Source organism: Bradyrhizobium sp. USDA 4502, from assembly GCF_054063355.1.
Genome location: NZ_JBSSGF010000001.1, coordinates 439358 through 460294 on the forward strand (window position 1 = coordinate 439358; position 20937 = coordinate 460294).

At 58.5% G+C, this 20937-nt stretch carries 12 protein-coding genes and 6 pseudogenes; 5 read left to right on the forward strand and 13 right to left on the reverse strand.

The window, feature by feature from the left end; genetic code table 11:
- Positions 1–224: 224 nt before the first annotated feature.
- From ACVW1B_RS02095 to ACVW1B_RS02105, 3 genes and pseudogenes are all read left to right on the forward strand, one after another.
- A pseudogene (locus tag ACVW1B_RS02095) lies at positions 225–1344 on the forward strand (IS630 family transposase).
- Positions 1345–1980: 636 nt separating this feature from the next.
- A complete protein-coding gene (locus ACVW1B_RS02100; protein WP_253603522.1) occupies positions 1981–2208 on the forward strand; it encodes a hypothetical protein in 228 nt (75 codons plus the stop codon).
- 3 nt (positions 2209–2211) lie between these two features.
- Entirely contained in the window at positions 2212–2622 is a 411-nt protein-coding gene (locus ACVW1B_RS02105; protein WP_309145037.1) for a reverse transcriptase domain-containing protein, read from the forward strand.
- A gap of 1328 nt (positions 2623–3950) precedes the next feature.
- Here the strand turns inward: ACVW1B_RS02105 and ACVW1B_RS02110 are convergent.
- From ACVW1B_RS02110 to ACVW1B_RS02155, 10 genes and pseudogenes are all read right to left on the reverse strand, one after another.
- On the reverse strand, positions 3951–4241 hold the full coding sequence (locus ACVW1B_RS02110) for a hypothetical protein (RefSeq protein WP_253603519.1): 291 nt from the start codon (positions 4239–4241) through the stop codon (positions 3951–3953).
- Between the two features lie 185 nt (positions 4242–4426).
- A complete protein-coding gene (locus ACVW1B_RS02115; protein ID WP_253603517.1) occupies positions 4427–4828 on the reverse strand; it encodes a hypothetical protein in 402 nt (133 codons plus the stop codon).
- A gap of 72 nt (positions 4829–4900) precedes the next feature.
- On the reverse strand, positions 4901–5296 hold the full coding sequence (locus ACVW1B_RS02120; RefSeq protein WP_253603515.1) for a hypothetical protein: 396 nt from the start codon (positions 5294–5296) through the stop codon (positions 4901–4903).
- A gap of 549 nt (positions 5297–5845) precedes the next feature.
- Positions 5846–7300, reverse strand: coding sequence for an MATE family efflux transporter (locus ACVW1B_RS02125; protein WP_253603513.1), 1455 nt, complete (start codon positions 7298–7300; stop codon positions 5846–5848).
- A gap of 1100 nt (positions 7301–8400) precedes the next feature.
- Positions 8401–8665, reverse strand: a pseudogene (locus tag ACVW1B_RS02130) (transposase domain-containing protein); the annotation flags it as partial.
- A 106-nt stretch (positions 8666–8771) separates the two neighbouring features.
- A complete protein-coding gene (gene tnpB, locus ACVW1B_RS02135; RefSeq protein WP_253603511.1) occupies positions 8772–9119 on the reverse strand; it encodes an IS66 family insertion sequence element accessory protein TnpB in 348 nt (115 codons plus the stop codon).
- Positions 9116–9460, reverse strand: a complete 345-nt coding sequence (locus ACVW1B_RS02140; protein ID WP_253603509.1) for a transposase — start codon at positions 9458–9460, stop codon at positions 9116–9118. Before ACVW1B_RS02140 ends, tnpB begins: the two co-directional genes overlap by 4 nt.
- Before the next feature lie 627 nt (positions 9461–10087).
- Positions 10088–11131 (reverse strand): C-terminal binding protein, encoded by a 1044-nt coding sequence (locus ACVW1B_RS02145; RefSeq protein ID WP_253603508.1) that lies wholly within the window; start codon positions 11129–11131, stop codon positions 10088–10090.
- A 240-nt stretch (positions 11132–11371) separates the two neighbouring features.
- Positions 11372–11708, reverse strand: a pseudogene (locus tag ACVW1B_RS02150) (integrase core domain-containing protein); the annotation flags it as partial.
- A 385-nt stretch (positions 11709–12093) separates the two neighbouring features.
- Positions 12094–13196: pseudogene (locus tag ACVW1B_RS02155) on the reverse strand (IS3 family transposase).
- 78 nt (positions 13197–13274) lie between these two features.
- Between ACVW1B_RS02155 and ACVW1B_RS02160 the strand changes: the two are divergent.
- Together ACVW1B_RS02160 and ACVW1B_RS02165 are read left to right on the forward strand one after the other, a co-directional pair.
- A pseudogene (locus ACVW1B_RS02160) lies at positions 13275–13391 on the forward strand (IS630 family transposase); the annotation flags it as partial.
- A 511-nt stretch (positions 13392–13902) separates the two neighbouring features.
- Positions 13903–15251, forward strand: a pseudogene (locus ACVW1B_RS02165) (IS701 family transposase).
- A 229-nt stretch (positions 15252–15480) separates the two neighbouring features.
- On the opposite strand, the gene ACVW1B_RS02170 reads toward ACVW1B_RS02165, so the two are convergent.
- The 3 genes from ACVW1B_RS02170 to ACVW1B_RS02180 all read right to left on the reverse strand — a co-directional run bounded on the left by ACVW1B_RS02170 (position 15481) and on the right by ACVW1B_RS02180 (position 18357).
- The gene (locus tag ACVW1B_RS02170; protein WP_253603506.1) at positions 15481–16428 is read right to left on the reverse strand and encodes an alpha/beta hydrolase family protein; all 948 of its coding nucleotides are present in this window, start codon (positions 16426–16428) and stop codon (positions 15481–15483) included.
- Positions 16429–16699: 271 nt separating this feature from the next.
- On the reverse strand, positions 16700–17287 hold the full coding sequence (locus tag ACVW1B_RS02175) for a helix-turn-helix domain-containing protein (RefSeq protein WP_253603504.1): 588 nt from the start codon (positions 17285–17287) through the stop codon (positions 16700–16702).
- 593 nt (positions 17288–17880) lie between these two features.
- The gene (locus ACVW1B_RS02180; RefSeq protein ID WP_253603502.1) at positions 17881–18357 is read right to left on the reverse strand and encodes an Lrp/AsnC family transcriptional regulator; all 477 of its coding nucleotides are present in this window, start codon (positions 18355–18357) and stop codon (positions 17881–17883) included.
- Positions 18358–20937: the final 2580 nt, after the last annotated feature.

The following is a 20937-nucleotide window of genomic DNA, read 5'->3' on the forward strand; positions in this document are numbered from 1 at the left end:
GCTCGGTTGCCTAACAGGGGTGAAACACGCATAGGCGTTCATCTGTTGGCTGGAGTGGGCGCGACGCATTCGTCGGTCCGCGACATTGGCGTCGTCAGCTCAACATAGATGGTACGATAAAGACGGACGGGCTAGTGTCCCGAGTCACAAGTTCGCAATCATAGATTCGCAGTAGATTCGCGTCGCTGTGCCAAGGATGGAGGCAAACAGCGGCGGAGTCTCCAATGGCGGTCCAGCAACTTGCCCCCCTGATATTGAGTGATGATGAGCGGGCTGAACTGACGTCGCTGACGATGCGGCGGAAGACGGCTCAGGCGCTGGCTCTGAGAGCCCGGATCGTGCTGACCTGTGCGGAAGGTGGTCAGAACACGGAAGTGGCGGTCAAGCTCGGGCTGGACCGGCAGACCGTAGGCAAGTGGCGGCGGCGCTTTATGGCACAGCGTGTGGCCGGGCTGCACGACGAGCCGCGTTCCGGCGCGCCGCGCACGATTGACGATGCCCGCATCGAAGCCGTGATCGTGAGGACGTTGGAGAGTTGCCCTGAGAACGCCACTCATTGGAGCTCCCGCGACATGGCCAAGACCAGCGGCCTATCGGTATCGACGGTCCAACGCATCTGGCGGGCCTTCGGGCTCCAGCCGCACCGGATGGAGACGTTCAAGCTCTCGACCGATCCGAACTTCATGGCCAAAGTGCGCGATGTCGTGGGCCTCTACGTCTCACCACCCGAGCACGCCATCGTTCTGTGTGTGGATGAGAAGTCCCAAATCCAGGCGCTGGACCGCAGCCAGCCGTTGCTGCCGATGCGTCCCGGCCAGGCGGCCCGAAGGAGCCATGACTACAAAAGGCATGGCACCACATCGTTGTTCGCCGCCCTCGATATTGCGACGGGACGGGTCATCGGCAAATGCTACGGGTCGCCACCGCACCGCCGAGTTCCGCAAGTTCCTTGACGAGATCGAGGCTGCCGTACCGCGCGAACTCGACGTCCATCTCGTCATGGACAATTACGTCACGCACAAGACCCCAATGATCCGGAGATGGCTCGCCAAAAGGCCGCGTTGGCACGTGCACCTGACCCCGACCAGTTCGTCATGGCTCAACCAAGTCGAGCGCTTCTTCGCGCTCCTCACCGATAAGAAGATCAGGCGCGGCGTCTATCGCAGCGTAGCCGCCCTCAGGGCGGACATCGCCTCGTTCATCGAACGACACAACGCCGATCCAAAACCGTTCCGATGGACCAAATCCGCCGATGATATCCTTGCTTCCATCGAGCGCTTCTGCCGTTACAATGCCCCGGCAAAACAAGCCCCGATGTTGCGAACTTCTGGTTCAGGACACTAGATCTCGGTCGCCTCTCGAGCCGACATCGGACGTGCCTTGACCATCCTGCTCGATGTTCTAACCGCTAGATAGGTAAACAACGCGTTCCGGGCCTTCCCCACACACAAGGTGATCAATTGACTTTCTTTACATCATGCACTTCGACACTGCCTCACCTGCCAAAGTCCGAAGGTCGCCCGCCCTATTTTGGGCGGTCACGATCAGCTGGAACTTCGCCGGGGTATCACGTCAAGCCGTGAGCTCGCTAACGAGCGGTGGCGCGTCGGTTACCCGAACGCGTCCGAGAGACGGATGAAAATGAACCTGCCGATGGACTGTCGTAACGTGGAAATTGTCGTCGAAACCGGAGGTGCCGTCCTTCTGCGATCAGTCCGCCGGAAGCCTGAAGACTGGGCGGCCGGCGACCGGCGTTGAGGGACGTGAATAGGATGCAGGCGCTGTGTGGAGCTGCAGGAACCAGTCGCTCCGATGGAAAGGGAGAAGCACAAGCGGAGAAGACCGCGAGGCGAGATTACCGGCGCGGAGCACTGGGACGGACCGATCCGTATTAGCGATGAAGGCCCGTAGTGGGGCTGGAGCGAAGGGATCGGATCAGGTGGGCTGGGCATCGTCGCAACTGACCACAGGAGGACGACGGTGAACCAGCCGGGCAAACCGTTCAACATCGACAAGAGAGAGGTGTACGAAGCATATCTGCAGGTGCAATCCAATGGTGTCGCAGCCGGTGTCGACGGAGTGACGTTTGAGCAGTTCGAGTCCAACCTGAAGGGAAGTCTCTATAAGATTTGGAATCGAATGAGCCTAGGCGCTTACTTCCCGCCGCCTGTTCGCACCGTCCCCATTCCGAAGAAGAGTGGAGGCTAAAGGATCCTCGGGGTTCGCACGTTGGCGGACCGCGTGCCACAGACGGTCGTTAAACAACTGATTGAGCAGGCTCTCGAGGCAATCGTTCTGGCGGATTCCTGCGGTTACAGGCCCGGAAAAGCGGCTCTCGATGCTGTAGGCGTCACGCGACAGCGTTGTTCGAAGTATGATTGGGTTCTAGAGTACGACATCAAAGGATTGTTCGACAATATCGACCACGAGCTCTTGCTACCGGCCATCTGGAAACATGTGACGTGTGCATGGGCGCTGCTCTACATCGAACGATGGCCGACAACGCCGATGGTGCAGGAGGATGGAACGATCGAGCGAAGCCGCGGCAACCCACAAGCGGGCTTGATGAGCCCGATCCTCGCCAACCTCTTCATGCACTATGGTGCGTCAGGCCAAGCCTGATGCTTCCAGCGGGTGAAATTCCTGTCCCGGCAAGGGGAAGAGCCGCCCAACCGGGAATCGAGCCTTGGGCTCATGGATGTAACGACATGAGCTAAGCGTAGGCAGAGCGACGCGCGGGCCGTAACGCAAGTGAAGCGGGGCAGCCTCGTAAAGATAAGAATCCGCAGGCCGACAGAGTCGTAGTGTCTGGAACGCAAATGTAGGTCACCGTCAAACGCGAGGTGGCTGTAGACTGCGGCGGGATCAGAGCGCACAGCACATTCGGAGGAGGAAGTATCAAGGCACCTGAGAGATCCACTCTTGTCTCGGTCGCAGCGGAAGCACGCCGAGTATGCCGGACGATATGGATCATTCCTGAGAAAGGCACACGCTGCAGTGGAAGTCGGATTCGGTGGTAGTACTCGAATCGCGGGAAAGCCGCGTACAGGGGAAGCAGCGAAGCAGATGAAGACTGGCCCAGGAAAACATTACCCGCACGCACAGAGGCAGGATTCTGATGTCAACGAAACCGGGTCAGATAGCGAAGAAAGCCAAACTGGACCGAGAGGTGCGATTCACTCGTTGGCCCACTTGCTCACACCGGCGTTCCTCAAGGAACTTTGCGAATCGCGCCGCCGGTTCGGCGGGTCGATAGAAGGGCCGGGCAAGGTCGGAACGCGACCATTGGGATTCCCACTGTCGCCGACAGGCTGCTGCAGCGGGCGGTCGCGCGCATTCTCGAGGCTGTGTTCGAAGCCGATTTCCTCGATTGCAGTTACGCTTTGACGAGGGCGAAACCCTGATCTGCCTTGTAGGCTTTGCGCCAGCATATCGTGACCAAGAAGAATTAGCAATGTGCTCGAGGCCGATCCGCAACTACTTCAGCCGTATTGATCATCAGTGGTTACGCCGAATGGTGGCTCACCGGATTGCCGACCCGACCATCCTTCAGCTGATATCAAAATGGCTGAAGGCCGGGGCACTGTAAGACGGGATCTTCCTTCCAGCCAGGGAAGGGACCCGCAAGGTGGGCCGATATCGCCTGTGCTCAGTAATCTGTACTTACACTTTACGCTCGATCTTGGTTTACGAAGAAATGCAAGCCCCTATGTCGATGCGAGGCACATCTGCTGACTTCGTGGGGTGCTTTCAGTTCTAAGGTGATGCGCAGAACTCCCAGCGCTAGTTGCGGGAGCGGTTCGCGCAGTTATCTGGAGCTGGCCGAGGACAAGAATCGGCTGATGCTCTTTGGACGTTTTGCTGCCACCATCCGGAGCAAGCACGGACAGAGACAATGTTACTTTCGCTTGACGGATGTAGCCCCGACTGTCGGCCGGTCCGAGGTTGCATCATTGCTCGCAGGATCGGAGGGACTGGGGACGTGGCGGAGTGCCCATCACACCAGCGGCGGCTCCAGTCCCGGAATCACCGGCCGTTGCCGCACCCTCAGCCGTGCGCGGGACGATCGTCTCGGTTGCTTTGCGTCTGAGGGATCGCAACAAGCGCTGCACGATGGTGTGCTGCGCCGGGCCGAACTGTTCGGGGCATTGTTCAGCGAGGCGACAGAGAATTGCCAGCGCGGTCAGACGAGGCTCGGCCGCCAGCCAGCGCTCGATATTGGTGAGGTGCGGATCGAGCATTGATGGCATTCTCATGCGCTTTTGTATGGCTTGCGCATGCGCCGATGGATGATGCGCTGCTCCCCTAGATGCACGTCATTGCCGAACCCCTTCGCGAACGCTGCTGCGGTCGTTGTCGGCGCCGGTGGGCTTGTTGCTGCCGCGAGCCTGCCCGATCGGGCGTCGACGCGCGTGCCGAGCTCAGCCTAGGCGTCTCTCATCTCGGCCAGCAGAGCCACGGGATCGAGCGTGCGATAAAGCTCTCGAAGACGCCGTTTGATGACCTTGCTCAGCCTCGGATGCGCCAGTGCTCGTTTATAGGGCGTGGCTGGAACATGATAGCGCTTGATCACCTTCGCGCCCTCGCGTCGCTTGTCCTTCAGCTTGAAGGACGGTTGGAAGAAGTTGGTGTGCAGCCGAGATGCAGCATACAAACGTTCAAGCACGCGCGTCGTCTCGACACCACCGAAGCGACCGTAACCCACGAGTCGTCGAACGACCGCGCCGTTCTTCTGCTCGACGAAAGCCTGATCATCTTCATTGTAGGCGCGCGAGCGTGTCACCTCGATCTTTGCGCGCGACACCAGGGCACTTACCACGTCGTTCATGAACGCGCTGTCATTGTCGGCGCCGCGAATGAGCCAGGGAAACAGGCTCTGTGCGCGCTCCGCCCTCGCGCGTCACACCAACGGCATGCACTCGGTCCAACCAGTCGCGACGTCGACCATCGTCACGGTCTGAATGAACGAGCCAGCTACAGATGTGCCGCCATGGGCCACCACGTCGACCTCGCAAAACCCCGGCGGCGGATCGTGCCAGTCATTGAACGTCCGGATCGGCCCTTCACGGCGCACCGCCGAATAAAACCCGACCCGCCGGCGGGTACCGACCGCCGCGGCGAGTTTGGTCTCGACCAGCAGGCGATCAATCGTGGCTGCGCTGACGCCGAGCAGCAGCGCTCGATCGGCCTCGTCGAGCTTGAGCCGGCCATGCCGCTCCAGCGAAGGCAACAACGTCGGAACCATTACCTTCAGCCGCTTGCCGCAGATCCGATCCGAGGCCTTCCACAGCGCCACCAGCGCATCCCTGATTGTGGCACCATAGGTCGGCCTTCGCTGCCGCCGTCCTCCGGCGAAATTGCGACATGACTGGCAAGCGCCCGAACCGCGTGCTTGCGATGCCAGCCAGTCACCGCGCAAAGCTCGTCGAGAATGCGCCTCTTATCTGCGCGCCCTGCTGATCGATAGCGCGCTGCCACCGCCACCGTGAGCTCGTGCCGTGCACCCATGCTGATCCGTCCTGCCATTGGCGAAACCTATCCGATTCGGTATCGTCGCCCCAATCCTGACGGTCAGTTCTCCGATAACATTCTCGATGAGGCAATGCGGGGGTCAATATTGCAAGCCGAATAACAGTCTGCACGAACTGCTGCCCTAGAAATGGAAGCTCCTGCGCCAAGCCGACAAGCCCGCCGGTCAGCAGGTCGCCTGACCTTCACGCAACGCTATCATAGAGCTCGCCGTGTACGCGCGCATGCGTCAATCGAGCGGTCTTCGTCGTGTGCGTACCGTGGTCCCGACCATTAACCGCTGCTCAGCACAGAAGCCGTCCAACGGGACTGAGGCCTAACTGCCAGGTGCCCGCAGCGTCCTTGCGGCGATTTCATTGGAAGAGCGCCGGTTTGCCAGCAGCTGGAAACGCAGGACGAGGAGTCCCGCGTGGACGGTCGTCCCGACTGACAAGCCAATCCAGATACCAACGACACCAAGGCCCATTTTCGCACTAAGCGCGTAACTCAGCGAGAATCCAATAGGCCAATAAGCGATACAGGCGAACAGAAGCGGCACCCACGTGTCCTTCAGCCCGCGCAGTCCGCCTGCCGCGATGCTATGTGCCGCATCAGTAATAAAAAACGTCGCGCCGATCAAGATCAACTTTGTAGCTAATCTGATCGTCGCCTGGGCATCACCATCCGAGTCGCCTAAAAAGAACTGGGCGATCGCAAAACGAGCAACGATCACGGCAAGCGTCAGTAACAAGGCGATCATGATACCGAGCAGCATCGCGGCGAGACCGGCCCGCCTGATGTGAATGCGGTCGTTGCGCCCCACTGCCTGGCCAACGCGCACGGCCGCCGCGGTGCCGATGGCGAACGATATCATGAACAGAATCATTGCGACGTGAGCTGCGATCTGATGAGCTGCGAGCGCGCTGGTGCTGATGAGGCCAGCTAGGAGTGCTACCGCCGAGAATAGGCCGTACGTGATCAGGGAGCCGACTGAAAGTGGTGCTCCGATCACGATCAGCTGCCGCATTGAGGGCCAGTCGAAACGCCAGAGACATACAAGTACGTGATAATCTCGCAGAGGGCGGCCCATTTTGACGAACCAAAAGCCGGCGAGACAGGTTCCCCAGTTCACCAGGGAGGTCGCAAGACCCGCCCCGAACAGTTCCAGTCGCGGCAGGCCGAGCTTCCCATAGATCAGCAAATAGACCAGCAGGGCGTTGACCGGCGTGGCCGCGAGCGTGATCCACAAGCCCGGCTCTGGCTGATTTACCGCGCCCATGAAAGTACGGATGGCATAAAACCAAAGGGCCGGCGCCGCGCCCCAGGCCAGTCCGAAGAGATATTGCTGGGCAAGTCGCGCCGTGTGCGGCTCCTGCTCGAGAGCGAGCAATATCTGCTCTCCGCGTAGTGCGAGCACAATGATCGGCAGCGAGAGCAGCACCGCCGACCAGAGTCCCATACGTAATGAGCGCCGTACCACAGTGAGATTAGCCGCGCCAAACCCCTGCGCCACTAACGGTGCAATCGCCGCCAGCAGGCCTACGCCAACGGCGAAAGTAACGAGATAGACCCTGCTAGCAAGCGCTGCTGCGGCGAGCGCCTCGGGGCCAATCCGTCCGATGAAGGCAAGGTCGATCGTCATTATGACGATCTGACCAACCTGCGTCAGAGCCATCGGTAACGCTAACTTCGCGGTTTCCCTGAGTTCGATAACCAGGTCATGAGCAGCCGGCCATTTCGTCAGTCCGTTCCCGGTATGCGATAGCCGCGTTGATTTCGTGATCTTGTCCATAAGAATCATGCTAGGCCGATCTCGGCCGGGTCGACCATAGAGGGCAAGCCTGCGCGAGCGCGGACCCACACGCACAGCAGCCACCCCTTAAGAAGTGAGAGAGATCGATCATCCACCGATGTAACTCCTCATATCAAGCCAACCTGAATGACAGACCGTTTCAAGGCTCATGCCAGCTCGGCGAGCTCTATCTTCAAAGACTAATTTCTCACTCGAGGGTCGCGGGCCCAACAGCATGTACTAAATGCGACAGTCGACTCTGTGCCACATACGGTGATGCGCGGAGTCGAAGCGAATTGTCCGAGTCCAGCGGCCGTTATCCTTTTGCAGGAGATAGCCTCGGCACGACCGCGTCGGAGTGGCTCAGGCGGCTTGCATTATCATCCGATGAAGCCCAGGCTACCGGTCTAGTCTCTCCACTGGACATGCTAGTCGCTGTGCGTATTTCAGCGTGCTCCGCAGCTGCCCGACTTCGGGCGATTCCGTGTGTGCGACCAAGTGGCTTTCGAGCCCTTTCATTTGGCACGGCACAGTGCCAGGGTTATGCGTGAGCACGTCACGGATTTGGGATCCCAGGCTAGCCCGCAAGCTGATCGACAACGATCGTGGATTCGCGCCAAGTGCCGGTCCTTGGTTGACGGAAACCGCGGTTTCGGGAATTTCGACAATGCCCGTCTGCTGGCTCGCAAACTTCGTGAGCGCGACGTTGCTTGTAATTGCACTTGAGGACAGCGATTTCCGAAGACAAATTCGCTCATTGCTATAGTCATTCTCCTCCGATGTCGATGAATTCTGTGGCCGCTTGCGCGCCGTGAAAGACACGGTTGCGAAGGATCTCGTTCTAGTAGCCGGGGTCAACACGTTAGTCGCCTGCCACTAAATGTACGAAGCGATCTCACGCGCTCACGGAAGCTAGAGCCAATGCGATCCTAATTCCACTCGCGAAGTAGCTCCGCAGATCAAATCCTTTCGTTCAAGCGCGCCTAGCGCAACAGGGTTACCTGTCGTGGTTATTCCGACGAAAAAAGCTACGAACGTCGAGCCATATATCGCAACACTCGAGATCTTTTTGAAATGACCTAAGCGGCAAGCTGATGCCGTCAGGTAGCGTGGTTCCATGGCATAAGAGCGTCAGTTTTGCTGCTCGGCCAGCCGTTGGCGATACACTGAAGTTGTTCGGGCAAACCAGGCGAACGGGTCGGCGTTGTTCATTTTCGCTGTCTGCAGCAATGTTGCGATAGTCGCCCAGATTGGTCCGCCGCCGTCGCTGCCAGCGAAGAGACTATTCTTTCTCGTAATTGTTTGTGGCCCGATGGCGCGTTCGACGATGTTGGAGTCGAGTTCGAGGCCGTCGGCCAGGAAGCGTCATTGGGGAGGTTGGGATCGGGCGGCGTCATTGGGCCTACCAGAGCACATTTTGCCCCTGTTCTCTTGCCCTTTCAGCTCACTGATTCACTTCGCCGCAGTGCTTTTACCCAACGATCTGCGGCGGCTTGACCGCCGCGGTCCGGACCCGCTTCCAGTCCATTCCATCGACCAGGGCCATCAACTGCGCAGCATTCAGCTGCACCCGATGATGTCCGATCCGCGGCCAGCAGAACCTCACCTTCTCAAGCCGTTTTAATAAATAGAGGCACACGCCGGAGCCATCCCACCACACGATCTTAATTCGGTCGGCCCTTTTGGCCCGGAACACATAAAGCGCACCGTCGAACGGATCTGAGTCGGCATCGCGCACCAGCGCGACAAGCCCATCGATCCCCTTGCGGGAGTCGACTGGATGGCTGGCCAGGAACACCTTCACGCCGGACGGGATCATGCCGAACGCACCGCCCGGATCACCCGCTGCAACTGCGTCTCGTCGACGTCCACGCCGGCACGCACGATCACCTCGCCAATGGCAATTTCGATCACCGCGCCTGCCACAGACGCCACCTCACCCCCGCAACTCGAGTGCCGCTCGCGATAATGTCGTTCCGCCCGAGCATCAGGGCGCCAGGCAAACAGCTGCGACGGGTGAATGCCAATCCGCCGGGCGATCGCCGAGACACTCGCAGGCTCCAGCGCCTCTGTCACGACTTGCGCCTTAAACTCGTCCGACCAGCATCGGCGAAGCTGCCGCGGCGGTCCCTCAAGACGCTCGGCTACCGCTTCGATCATATGGAAGGTTCTAGTTCCAGAACTAGGCGCAGACATAGAAGCTCACATCGGCTCACAAACTCAGCAGCCGATAGCCGATCGCTTACCCACTCCGCCAGACGGGGTCTCTTTGCCGTTTATGAACTGACTAGCTAGACTAGTTAGGGTTCGAACTCATTAAATTCGCTTGCGCCTACAATGCGATCCTGAGTTTTTTGCAAGGCTGGAATAGTGCGCAAGATTCTATTTTGGCTGAGCTACGAACAGTGAGCGCGTGAGAGCGAATCGAGTCCCATCTGTCGACGGATGAGCTTTCTACGTAACATCGAAGCCAGTGCGGTCCAACTGGAGATCGAGCTCAGTTGTCCACACCGACGCATCCCACAAACATCGAACGCTAGGACTTGGCTCGCAAGCCGGTCGAGGCACTTTCACTTCAGACCAGCCTACGTCTTCTTGATCAAACAGATCGAACGTTGTTCGCGCTCCTGATGTTTCATTCCGAGGGCTCATCGATTTTGCCGTGCCGGTCAAAACCGGTTTCGCTCGCGCCCACAAGCAAACTCACATGTCTTCATGTAGACGGCTACTCCGATTGCAATCTTCCATAACTCAGGAGACCTTATCGACGAATTCCAAGAGAGAATATTAGCTGTTCGGTCCGCGGTTCATGCCGATGGACTGCCAACGCGTGAGATTTGTGCTTTGCAGTACCGCCGGATTGACGCAGCTCACGGGCCACTTGCCCTGCAAGACCAGTGCCAATTCGAAGCCGACCCGACGCTTACGCGCCCCGTCGGATCGCGCAGAAGCGAAGGCGACGTGCGCCGTGAGGGTGACGTTGTCCATGTGCAGCAGCGGATTGTTCTGCGAGGGCGGCTCCTTCTCGAGCACATCAAGCGCCGCATGCGCGATCCAACCCTCCTGCAACGCTTTGATCAGCGACTCCTCGTTTACGGTCGCGCCACGGCCGGTGTTGATGAAGATGGCGTTCTTTTTCATCTGCCTGAAATGTTGCTCGGTAAGCATATGACGCAGTTCGGGACGAGCAGGGGCGTGCATCGAGACGAAATCCGATTGCGACAGCACCTCCGTGAGCGTTGCTGGTATCACGCCATGATTCGACATCAACGTCTCGTCGATGAAGGGATCATAGGCCGTCATGCGCAGCCCAAACGGAGCGGCGCGCAGTGCCACCGCGCGCGCAACTCGGCCGAAGGAAATAAAGCCGAGCATCTGTCCCATTAGGCGCGGGAGCTTAAGCAGCGCCGTTTGGCCTTCGCTCCAATAGCCTTCGCGCACCATCTTGTCCTGCTCGACAAGACGGCGTGAGCCCGCTAATAGCAAAGCCATCGAGTGATCGGCAACTTCCTCGATGAAGATGTCAGGAACGTTGGTTACGGGAATGCCGCGGGCGGTAGCGGCCTTCACGTCGACTCCGTCGACGCCAACGCTGCCGATTGTGATGACTTTGCAGTTCTCCAGCGCATCAATGATGCTTTTGGTGATCGGCATGCCCTTGGCATAGATGGCGTCCGCTGTCTTCGCTGCGGTGATGAATTCCGCCTCGTTGGCTGGGGCCTCGATGACCTCGGCTCCGATCGGCTTGAGCGCTTCCATCTCGTAATTGTAGCCGCCGCTTGAGACCGTGAAACTTGCGTCTTTAGGGGTCACTACACTGAACTTCGCCATCGCCTATTCCCGCCCGCCACTTTGACATTTTGCCGTGCGCGTCTATGCGCCTATGCATTTTCCAGAACGCCTCTTACTTGCCTGAGAACCGGACGCTACGATCCTACCAACATTAGTAGTCATTCGCTCGTCGAAGCCAAAAGCCGTTTTGAGGATACTAAGGCCGATCGCGTTCGAGCTGAACTCTTCGCTACTTGGCGTACAAACCGCCGAGGCTCTAACTGCCGCTGGATTGAAAACTCATGGCAGGTCAATTTGAGCTGAAGGCGCGGGTGGAGCAACGGACGATCGGCGGAGCTCGTCGGAGTTGCGCAGCCGATCGTCCGTTGCGATGGGGTGGGCGACATAAGCCGAAGAGGCTAGGTATTTCAGCGACGCGTGAGGCCGCCGAATGTTGTAGTCGGCACTCCAGTTGGCGATCTTGGCGCGGGTCTCGTCGAGATCGAAGAGCAGCGTCTCGTTCAGCAGTTCATCGCGCATCCTGCCAATTGAGCCTCTCGATGAATCTATTCTGCATCGGCTTTCGCAAAACGATGAAATGCCAGTCGGTGTCCTTGCTCCATGTGAGCACGGCATTTCGAACCTAAGAACATGCCAGTGAATCCATCAAGCAGCAATTGGCAGAAGAGAACTAAAGCGGGGCGGGGTTAGGTTGAATCGATTGGGATTCTCAAATCAGTGAGTTTCTGATTCATCATGCCGGCTGGATTGGAGGCCAGCATGGATGGGCAAGCCTTATTCTCTGGATCTCCGTAAGCGTGTCGTGGCCGCGATCGAGGGCGGGATGTCCCGCAATCAGGCGCCAAGCGGTTGGGGGGGGCGATCAGCACGGCGATCGGCTGGATGCCGCGGGTTGAGGATGACCTGCCACTGAACTTTCATCCAGCGGCAGTTAGAGTCTCGGTGGTTTGTGCAGCGAGACCGAACTTTGGACCACCCAGAACTAGAGTTTTGCGCCTTGGTCACGTTGGCGGGCTGGTTGCGCCGACGTGGTTTTGCAGCAAAATCAGCGGTCGATTGCCGATCGCCCCGTGGGGCCGTTCTTCATTGTAGTATCTGCGCCAATCCTCCACTTTTTGCTGGGCGTCCGCAAGGGACAGGAACCAGTGGGCGTTGAGGCATTCGGCCCGGAAGCAACCATTGAAGGCCTCGATGAATGCGTTGTCGGTTGGCTTGCCGGGCCGCGAGAAGTCCAGCGTGACGCCGCGCTGGTAAGCCCACAGATCAAGATCGCGCGACACGAACTCGCTGCCTTGATCGACCCGGATCTTGCCGGGAAGCCCACTTCCTTGCAGGCCCTTTCCAGCACCTCCGCGACGTCGCTGCCGCGAAAGGTGAACCGTGGCGCCAGGGTCGGCGAGAAGCGGGAGAAGGTATCGATGATCGTAAGCACGCGAAGCTTGTGTCCCGTCGCCAGCTGGTCATGGACGAAGTCCATTGCCCAGGTCTCGTTCGATCGTGTGGCCGGCCTGCGGTCATCGCGCAGCTTGGCCTTGACCCGGCGCTTGGGCGTCTTATTGCGCAATTGCAGGCCCAATTCGCGATAGATGCGGCGCGTCTTGTTTTGCCCATGGCGCCAGCCCTCGCGGCCGAGCAGGACGTGAACACGACGGTAGCCGTAGCGAATGCGGACATGACAGATCTCCTTGATCTTCTGTTCGAGGGCAGCCTGGCCGGAGCGACCGGGCTTGTAGTGATAGGTCGAGCGGTCAAACTCGAGAGCGTTACAGGCCCTGCGGATCGACACCTGCCACCCGCCACAGACCTCGTCGACCAGCTTGCGCTTCCGGCCAGGCTTCATAGCTATCGGCGGATCACATCCTGCAGCATCTCCTTGTCGAGCGACAGGTCCGCCACCAGCTTCTTCAGCTTGCCGTTCTCCTCCTCGAGCTGCTTCAGCCGTCGCATCTCCGTCGGCAGCAGCCCGTCGTATTTCTTCTTCCAGTTGAAGTAGGTCGCCTGGCTGATCCAGGCCTTGCGGCAGATCTCCGCCTACCGCAACCGCGTCACTGCCCTGCTTCAGGATGAACGCCTTCTGGGCGTCCGAAAACCTCGAGGCCTTCATCGTCCTTCGCTCCTCCCAGCCCGGGAATCGACGCGCAAAGCTCTAGCCAAAAATGGTCCAGTTTGCCGGCCTCAGATCAAGGAGACCGGCAGCGTTGAGCCTGGTCAAATGGGCGGGCATAAGCCTACAGGCGGTTTCGGGAGACCACTCGGTCTCTGGCTGTCGCAGCGGATCAAGGGTGGCGATTTCACCATAGGGGTTCACATTCATCTGCGGCAAATCACGCCAAGGGCGCTTCCAGCTTCAACGGAAGACCCGTAGCGACCGCATGCGAACCAAACTCCGCGAGATCAAGGAGGAGCTGAGGCGCCGAATGCACTGGCCGATCCCTGCACAGGGGAGATGGCTCAGGCAGGTCGTGACCGGCCACTTTGCGTACTTTGCTGTCCCGACGAATGGCCGAGCGCTCAATGCGTTTCGGTTCTATCTGACCGACCTCTGGAGGCGTACGCTTCGGCGGCGCAGTCAGCGGAACTGTCTGACCTGGGATCGCATAACGCAGATCACCGACGACTGGCTCCCCAAGGTTCGCATCCTTCATCCATGGCCGAAGCTGCGCTTCGCCGTCAAACACCCGAGGTAGGAGCCCGGTGCCTTAATTGGGCTCGCCGGGATCTGCGCGGGGGGCGCCCAGTGATGGGGGTCCCTACCGCGAACAGATTGTTGATTTTGCCGCGTTTTATAGGATTCCCGAATCAATTTTTCAATGATTCATGGGTGGTCGGCTCTGGAAGGGCTGACCATGGCGGGATGGGAAGACGAACTCGAACCTTGGCTGATGCCGTTCTTGGACCGGCTGGGTCATAAGACCCGGCAGCGGATGTGTCCTCTGTATGTTGCGGGATTGATCGGTCCGGGCGATCGCAAGAGCGTTCAGCCGATGGCGGAGCGCCTTGCCTCGGGCAACTACGACCAGTTGCCACCATTTCATTGCGGACGGTGTCTGGGACGCGACGCCGCTGGAGACGGAGCCGCTCAACCAGGCGGACCGACTTGTCGGCGGCAGGGATGCGATGCTGGTTATCGATGACACCTCACTGCCGAAGAAGGGTGAGCGATCGGTCGGTGTTGCGGCTCAATACGAGTCGGCTCTCGGTAAAACGGCAAATTGCCAAACGCTGGTGTCTTTAACGCTTGCGCGCGGCGAAGTGCCAGTGATGGTCACGTTACGTCTCTTTCTGCCAGACAGTTGGACAAGCGACGTATCTCGTTTGAAGCGCGCTCGCGTGCCGTCGAACATCGAACGGCACGGTCCAAGCCCGAGATTGCTCTAGCCGAGATTGACCGCGCGATGGCAGCCAACGTGCGCTTTGGATGTGTGCTGGCGGATGCAGGATACGGCCTCAGCGCACCGTTTCGACAAGGGCTAACAGAGCGCGGGCTGGCCTAGGCTGTCGGCATCCCTCGGCACCAGAAAGTGTATCCGGTCGATGTGAAGCTCATTTGGCCGATTACCAGCGTCCGCGGAAAACCACGAAAGCACCACGTGCCCGATATCTTATCGATTGCCGCAGAACAAATGCTCGCCAGCGCCAAATGGAAAGCCGTGAGTTGGCGTCGTGGGACGAAAGGTCGGCTGAAAGCCCAATTTGCTGCTCTCCGTGTCCGGACCGCCGACGGCCCTCCGCAGCGGATATGGGATAAAGGTCGGCAGCATTTCCCAGGCGACGAAGCCTGGCTCATTGGCGAGCAACGTGCGTCCGGGGAGAAGAAATACTATCTGGCCAATCTTCCGGCGGCGACGGATCTGCGCACGCTGGCCGCCACTTCAAGGCACGGTGGATTTGTGAGCAGGCGCATCAGCCGTTGAAGGAGGAACTTGGACTTGATCACTTCGAAGGGCGATCATGGCAAGGTCTTCATCGCCACGCCTTGATGACAATGATTGCCTACGCCTTCCTGCAACATCGTCGCCTCGCATACGCGGGGCGGAAAAAAAAGAATCAACGGGCCTCCGCCTCAGCCAACCATGCCAGCCGTACGTCACGCCATCGTCGATCTCATCCTTCGGCCGCCGTCTCAGCAGTGCCCATATTGCCGAAAGCAAATCCGTGAAAAACAGCGGCGAAAACACAATCTGCCAAAGTAGTGTTAGTCTAGATATCAGTCTTGATCTCAGACGTGCACCCGCTGCTCGGAAATTCTTCGGCATGCCAGCAGCACGTCAGCATCCATTGGAGTAGGCAGCGGCTGATCGCCATCCTCATGCGGACAGTGGCTGTCCACAAAGCCACCCATCCAATCGCGCGGCGATCGCCGAATCGAGCAGGCGGCGCCTTGCCATTCACTCATCGTCAAAAATGGTGCTCGGATATTGTTCGCCATCATCTCGACACGCCGGCCAACCAGCGTTCCGTTGGACCGCCCCATGCGCATCAGATTGTGAGAGCTTCTGCTCCAGCCATCCAAAGATGCACTCATCCGAAGATACGAAATTTTCGATTTCTTCCGCTGCGACCCGGACTATCGAGGGTACGGCCAGATCGATATCGACATGCTCCGCCGAGCAGTCAGCTTGAAGCTTGACCGCTTCCGACATGCTGACAAAACCGCGGCCACCAGCTACCACGAGTACTGGGCATTTCAACTGTCGTACCAAGCGTGAGCGAAGCCTCGACGCTACGCCCTCATCGTTTTCATCGGCAACATTTGCCATCCAGCCGACAGATGCCAGCATTCGCGCCCAGTTCCAAAGGCCGCCGTCGCAAACCGCCGCAGCTACGCGGCTATCGAAGGCCGTGAAATCAGTCGCTAGAGTAGCCGACAAGCCTTCTCCATAGACGCCAATTCGAGCGGCATCAACGTCGGATCGAGTTACAAGATAGTCCAAACAGCAGGACAGCAACATACCCGGTTTGACATCCGGCCGCCTTGCGACGTCATCGTGGCAGACAACCAGAGCTGACATGTCTCGGCCAACCACTACGGGTAACAGCCTGCCGAGCAGCGTTACTCCCCTTTCTTGTTCGTAGCCGATGCAAATGACTGCTGGCGCGCGTGAATCGTGATTGCCGGCAGGCAAATAATAGGCTTGTAAGCCCGCTTGGTCGCAGCAAGCAATTTCTACCCGCTCCACATTTTTCCGCAGAGACAGTCCGAACTTCTCTATGTTGACCTCCACTTTTGCAGAAATGTCGTCTCTTTTCGAATCGCCGTCACCAACGAGGCGCCTAGCAACTTCAAAGGCAGTTAAAGCACAAAGCCAAGCTTCGGTCGCCTCATCGAAGGCCATCTGCTTGATCTTCAGGTCAGCACGTAGGCACTGAGCATCTCCAATCTCTGTCCATCTTGTAACCCAGCTCTGCCGACGTGCCGAGTCGAAGGCGCAAATCTTTGCAGCTACATCGTCCAAGAACATCGCTACCCCTCGCCGCATTGACGCAAGATTGTCTCTCGCGTGAGCCCAATTAGTGCTCTGCATCTTCACAAGAATTCCCCAACCGTTTTCAGCTCACTGAGCGCGTAACGTTCACGGAAGAGACCGATCACCGTTTCGCGAGTTGCTAGCGCGCCTGTTCGTCGTTGTGAGTACGGACCGATGACGAGGCGAAGGCACCTGAAACGAGCTTGGAGCAACAGCATGTCTTTTCTTGAAGCGATTTGCATTCATCGATCTGCAAGACGCCGCGCATCTTGCGAATCAGCCCTTGCTCTTCGAATCGGGTCAACGTCTCTGTTACGTCGGCGCGGCGCAGTCCCAGCGCTGGGGAAAGGTAATCATGTGAAACTGGCAGCACACGGGCGTCAACAGCTTCGTTCGCAAGACATAGCCAGCTCGCAAGCCGTTGTTCACGATGGTGCCGAGCCCCGCATAATCCTGTCTGGACACACTGAAATGTCAGCGCTTGCTGCCTTGTTGGCTCTTGTAGAGCCATACGCTCTTTCAGGACAATTGGCTCAAGACACTCCCCTATTGCCGCAAGGTGTTGTACAGAAAGACGCGCCAATATTACATTCTTCACAAGGGGCCGCTTCGCAGGACGTACCATAAGAGGACGGTGAGACATCGGCCGTGTGCCGGGCGGCTGCTTGAGAGCTCCATCTGCGGATTTGCCAAGTGCTTCGAGGACGGCGGGTACGCGATCGGTCATGGTCCCTCTCTTGGCAGGACGCTTTTGCTAGCCTGCGCGCTGACCGCAACGAGAACATGATTTTGACCGTAGCAACATCTTCATCTTGATTTGATGCAACCAGCGCCGCATCGACGTTGAAATCCCGCGTCGGGAAGCCTACCTTCGACGAATTTCAGCCAATCCATACGAAGGCGAGTCCGCCGGCTCGGACTATAGGGCCATACGCGTACTTTCATAGCTTGTCGCTACCGTAACCGATGACGGCGCCCACAAGCATTTCCGGTAAGATCGGGGCCTATGTCGGTAGCGAACGGGCGGAGCCCGAATGGCGCTACATGCTATTCCCGTCGAGCCGCCTCGGCTGAAAATTGTCCATGCAGGAGGAGCAGCGTGACTTAAGCGAAGACACGTTGCAGCTTGACGACAAAGAGGGGCGCCTTCGGAGTTCATCGGTCTGTGGGGGCGCTTCCTTGGGCGCGTTTCGTCGATATGGTTCAATGTCGCATCGCCCCAAAATGGTGCGCCCTTCTCATAAGTGCTGACTGAGATGCTCAAGAGGGACACGAAGAGTCAGCCTCGATCGCCGGGGCGAGATGCCGGCATCCGTGCGATCAATCGCCCGAGGGAAGCTCAACTGGAACGGCAAAGCCGACCTTTACACGATCCAATATGACCATTGTCTTGAAGCCCTTGATGTCGCGATTTTCATAGAAGAAGCGCCGTGTGAACTGCTCGTACTCCTCCATGGTCGTCGCGGTAATGTACAGAACGAAGTCGGCATCACCCGTGACGTAGAAGCCGTTGACAACGTCGACTGATGACTTGATAGCTTTCTTAAACCTATCGATGATGTCGGCACTTTCCCGCTCCAACGTCACGAGCGCAAGCACTTGAATAGGTCTTCCGACCGCCTTCGGCGATACAATCGATATGTCCGCCTGGATGATACCTTCCGAGCGGAGCCTCTTCAACCGTCGTTGGCACGCGGTAGGAGAAAGTCCGGCCATCTCGCCAATTACATCTGAAGTCAGACGGTTATTCTTTTGCACGATCTCAAGAATGCGGGCATCTATCCGATCGTATTGCATGACCACCTCCAACCTGAGACGAATTTCACCGCGACATGACCGCTCAGCGCAGGAAATCCTCAGGAGAAAAATATGAGGAAATCGTCCGCGACAAAGCCCCCGCCTTACGGTTGGTCTTGTTGCATTGCAATATCCGAGCAAGTCGTGAGGACGGCGGCTTTCGGATTCTGCGGCGAACCAGGGGGCGAGCATCCACGTGGGCTGCTCGGATGTGGGGCGCACTTTCGTTGTCGACGAAATGTCAGCCAAGGCGAAGCCGAAGCCGAAGCACAACCAAGCACGCTGCGTTCCCTGCGATGACGGCATCTTGATTGGGTTCGGCTAGGTGTTGGCCAGCTGACAAGCGTGACGCTAAGCGCCTTTTTTGCCTCCGGGAGGCGAACCTTCAGCTCGACGTCGTCGTCCAGCTCGGTCACAGCTGAAAGAGCCTTCCCCAGCGACGCCTCGACCAACCATTGACGCAATTTCGATACGTCAGCGGGATTGCCGCTGGTCAGCTTCCGCTTCTTTGGTGTTCTCACTGGAAGATTGAACCGCTCCTTGGGCATGCCGTTCTCTGCAGCCTTGCACTTGCAGCTTGTCCGCACTTGGTCGCTCGCTCGAACTGCGAGTAGCTCGTCGTCGCTCTCGCCCGAACCGCTCCCGACTCTAAAACATAGCATGAGTTCCCCCGTTCCCTAATGATCACTGCAACCGCATCCGGACTTCGCAGCCCGGAATGTTGTTTTGGAACCGATACATCGGCGATGTTGCCGCGGTGCAGACAGCTCGCTTCGGCCAACTTCGGAACCGAAGCAAACAAAATTGAAACACCACGGGCTATTACTGAAATCGCCTTGGGCTAGCCAGCCGCTGCAGCTGCGGTGCAATCCAGACCGCTGACCGCCTAGTGTCGCGGCCCCTCCAGCGCGACGACCGCGAGCGCGCAGGCTGAAGCCTGCTCGTACCCTATTTTTGCTAAAGCCGCGAAGAGATGTCCCCGATAGCTCAACTTCTGAGCGAGGATGTTGCAATCAACACACAAATCAGTACGTAATGGACAAAGGCCGCGCATCTTCGGCCGACGTGCTTCAACTCCGTCGCAAGAGTATGCTTCGCACCGAGCAATCATTCGAGCTGCAATTTCGTTCGTTTGGCGTGTACTCGGGACGGTCCGAATTGTTTGCGTCTCCCGACAGAGCGCGTTTAGTCGGCGACCTCAGCGCTTTACCGTCCTAGCCAGTAAGAAGGTTTCATGTCATGGAGTGATCGCGCTATCAGCTGGGCGCACTCGACAGAGAGAAGGTCGCAAGCCGTGGCGCGTGATCGTCGAACCTTCGCCACGGCTGGCGCGGACCTCATCGGCCAGGAGCCTCGTCATCGTCGGCTAAGTCGCGCCGTGGAAGGCACGGGCAGGCGGTCCAAGCATCAAGACGATCCCGGGCTCGCGAGCTGACCCACTTGATGTATGCTTCGACACCGTTTCGGCGGAAGGATTGGCAGAGCTTGCAGGTCGCTGCTTCGACGCAGGAGCCTGCGACGGAACCTCGCGCTCGAGACCGTTTAGCGGCAATTTCGCCCAGCTCGCCGAATTGAAGCGGCAGCTTCGGATCCTGATTCATTGGGCGGTTGGAGCGGATCGAAATATTTTTCGGCTGCCGCTGCCACGGCGGTCTCGCGCGGTTCGCGCAATCTGTCATCGAGGCGTTCTTTCGGCCGTACCCTCTCTGTTCCATGGTGTGGACGTTGATTGAGAGTTTCCCGTCTCGGAGGACGTGCAGGAAATCTCGCACGCCCCGAGGACCGTACGAATTTCACGCTCCTGACTGCGAAACTCCGCCGAAAGCTCACTGAATTTTCCGCATCGGAGCGCAGGGAGCTGGAGCTCACCGCCCCCGCCCAGAATTGTCAATCTGGAGGCGCCGGCTCTGGCCCGGCTCGTCGACCGCATTCATCTCATGGCCTACGACTATCACGCGGGCTCGGTTTTCGCCAGCTTCAATGCTCGGCTGTTCGCCTGCGCCGGCGATCCAAGTCCGGATCTCAATGTCGATGCAAGCGTGAACGCTTTGATTAGGGCCGGCGTATCGCCGGAAGATCACGCTCGACGTAGCTCTACGGCCGAGCTGTTGGGAAAGCTCCGCAAGAGAATACGGGGCTGTTCCAAAAGGGGGAGATGGCGAGTGAGAAGTGGGGAGGGAGCGACGGCATCGATTGTCGGGATATCATTGCCCGGCGATCCGAAGAGCAGGCTTTCACTCGTATCCGAGCGATGAGGCCCAGGTGCCGTGGCTCTATGACGCTAAACCCCGCATATGGATCAGTTACGACGATCCGCTCTCTATCGCACGAAAGGCGATGTAGCGCCCACGGACTCGCCGAGATCATGATTTGGGACCTTCGCCGACGACCGTTCGCTGCTCGCGGCACTCCGCACACCTCCTGGGCGACACTCCGAATAGGAATGTGGTCATTATCACGTCATCTTTGAAGCACGTCATCCGTTCGCCCCCGACAAAATCAGCCGCGTGCGTCCGAATCCGTGAGATCAGAGCCACATCCGGTTGAAAACGGCATTCTCGGAAATCTGACAACCGGCAG

Coding starts and splice junctions, on each gene's coding strand:
- ACVW1B_RS02110 (WP_253603519.1), bottom strand. CDS start 4,241: ATGCTCGATCCGCACCTCACCAATATCGAGCGCTGGCTGGCGGCCGAG.
- ACVW1B_RS02115 (WP_253603517.1), bottom strand. CDS start 4,828: ATGAACGACGTGGTAAGTGCCCTGGTGTCGCGCGCAAAGATCGAGGTG.
- ACVW1B_RS02125 (WP_253603513.1), bottom strand. CDS start 7,300: ATGGACAAGATCACGAAATCAACGCGGCTATCGCATACCGGGAACGGA.
- tnpB (WP_253603511.1), bottom strand. CDS start 9,119: ATGATCCCGTCCGGCGTGAAGGTGTTCCTGGCCAGCCATCCAGTCGAC.
- ACVW1B_RS02140 (WP_253603509.1), bottom strand. CDS start 9,460: ATGATCGAAGCGGTAGCCGAGCGTCTTGAGGGACCGCCGCGGCAGCTT.
- ACVW1B_RS02145 (WP_253603508.1), bottom strand. CDS start 11,131: ATGGCGAAGTTCAGTGTAGTGACCCCTAAAGACGCAAGTTTCACGGTC.
- ACVW1B_RS02170 (WP_253603506.1), bottom strand. CDS start 16,428: ATGGCCTTCGATGAGGCGACCGAAGCTTGGCTTTGTGCTTTAACTGCC.
- ACVW1B_RS02175 (WP_253603504.1), bottom strand. CDS start 17,287: ATGACCGATCGCGTACCCGCCGTCCTCGAAGCACTTGGCAAATCCGCA.
- ACVW1B_RS02180 (WP_253603502.1), bottom strand. CDS start 18,357: ATGCAATACGATCGGATAGATGCCCGCATTCTTGAGATCGTGCAAAAG.